The organism is Pseudomonas sp. E45-MNA-CIBAN-0222 (genome assembly GCF_040310405.1).
GTDB lineage: Bacteria > Pseudomonadota > Gammaproteobacteria > Pseudomonadales > Pseudomonadaceae > Stutzerimonas > Stutzerimonas stutzeri_AC.
In genome coordinates this window covers 1-294 of the sequence record NZ_JBEOPU010000062.1, presented here as the reverse complement: position 1 = coordinate 294, position 294 = coordinate 1, and the positions used below count along the sequence as shown (strand labels likewise).

Annotated in this window: 1 protein-coding gene; it reads left to right on the top strand. The window is 69.4% G+C overall.

Features of this window, described 5'->3' with window-relative positions; genetic code table 11:
• Positions 1-294, top strand: a 294-nt coding sequence (locus tag AAEZ08_RS22780; RefSeq protein ID WP_500125156.1) for a methyltransferase domain-containing protein, incomplete at both ends; no start/stop codon positions are given.

Below are 294 nucleotides of genomic sequence, written 5' to 3'. Positions count from 1 at the left end.
CGATCCGGGTGACAACCAAGCCCTGGTCGAAGCACGCCGACGCTTTCTCGACGGCGGCCACTCTGCACCGCTGGCCCGACGCCTCGCCGAACAGTCCGCCGAGCGCGCCCCGCAGCGTTGGCTGGATATCGGCTGTGGCGAGGGCTACTACACCGCCCAACTGGCCACAGCGCTGCCGGATGCAGAAGGCTATGCACTGGACATCTCCCGCGAGGCGAGCAAGCGCGCCTGCAAACGCGCCCCGCAGCTCGAATGGCTGGTCGCAAGCATGGCCCGGGTGCCCCTGGCCGATGC